Source organism: Serratia sp. DFXYC6, assembly GCF_057196085.1.
Genome location: NZ_JBXUNV010000013.1, coordinates 1190 through 2700 on the forward strand (window position 1 = coordinate 1190; position 1511 = coordinate 2700).

General features: G+C 52.5%; 1 rRNA gene. It reads left to right on the plus strand.

Annotated elements, in window-relative coordinates:
• Positions 1-69 precede the first annotated feature (69 nt).
• Positions 70-1511, plus strand: a 23S ribosomal RNA gene (locus AC2CGQ_RS24740); the annotation flags it as partial.

Genomic DNA, 1511 nt, shown 5'->3' on the forward strand with positions numbered 1-1511 from the left:
AAGAGTAACCTGTCATAGAGTCTCTCAAATGTTTGCAGCGCGAACGATGGAAACATCTTCGGGTTGTGAGGTTAAGTGACTAAGCGTACACGGTGGATGCCTAGGCAGTCAGAGGCGATGAAGGGCGTGCTAATCTGCGAAAAGCGTCGGTAAGGTGATATGAACCGTTATAACCGGCGATACCCGAATGGGGAAACCCAGTGTGTTTCGACACACTATCATGTCATGAATACATAGTGGCATGAGGCGAACCGGGGGAACTGAAACATCTAAGTACCCCGAGGAAAAGAAATCAACCGAGATTCCCCCAGTAGCGGCGAGCGAACGGGGAGGAGCCCAGAACCTGAATCGGCTTGTGTGTTAGTGGAAGCGTCTGGAAAGTCGCGCAGTAAAGGGTGATAGCCCCGTACACTAAAATGCACAGGTCGTGAGTTCGATGAGTAGGGCGGGACACGTGACATCCTGTCTGAATATGGGGGGACCATCCTCCAAGGCTAAATACTCCTGACTGACCGATAGTGAACCAGTACCGTGAGGGAAAGGCGAAAAGAACCCCGGCGAGGGGAGTGAAATAGAACCTGAAACCGTGTACGTACAAGCAGTGGGAGCACCTTCGTGGTGTGACTGCGTACCTTTTGTATAATGGGTCAGCGACTTATATTTTGTAGCAAGGTTAACCGTATAGGGGAGCCGTAGGGAAACCGAGTCTTAACTGGGCGACTAGTTGCAAGGTATAGACCCGAAACCCGGTGATCTAGCCATGGGCAGGTTGAAGGTTGGGTAACACTAACTGGAGGACCGAACCGACTAATGTTGAAAAATTAGCGGATGACTTGTGGCTGGGGGTGAAAGGCCAATCAAACCGGGAGATAGCTGGTTCTCCCCGAAAGCTATTTAGGTAGCGCCTCGTGAACTCATCTTCGGGGGTAGAGCACTGTTTCGGCTAGGGGGCCATCCCGGCTTACCAAACCGATGCAAACTCCGAATACCGAAGAATGTTATCACGGGAGACACACGGCGGGTGCTAACGTCCGTCGTGAAGAGGGAAACAACCCAGACCGCCAGCTAAGGTCCCAAAGTCATGGTTAAGTGGGAAACGATGTGGGAAGGCATAGACAGCCAGGATGTTGGCTTAGAAGCAGCCATCATTTAAAGAAAGCGTAATAGCTCACTGGTCGAGTCGGCCTGCGCGGAAGATGTAACGGGGCTAAACCATGCACCGAAGCTGCGGCAGCGACGCTTAGGCGTTGTTGGGTAGGGGAGCGTTCTGTAAGCCGTTGAAGGTGGCCTGTGAGGGTTGCTGGAGGTATCAGAAGTGCGAATGCTGACATAAGTAACGATAAAGCGGGTGAAAAGCCCGCTCGCCGGAAGACCAAGGGTTCCTGTCCAACGTTAATCGGGGCAGGGTGAGTCGACCCCTAAGGCGAGGCTGAAAAGCGTAGTCGATGGGAAACAGGTTAATATTCCTGTACTTGGTGTTACTGCGAAGGGGGGACGGAGAAGGCTAGGCT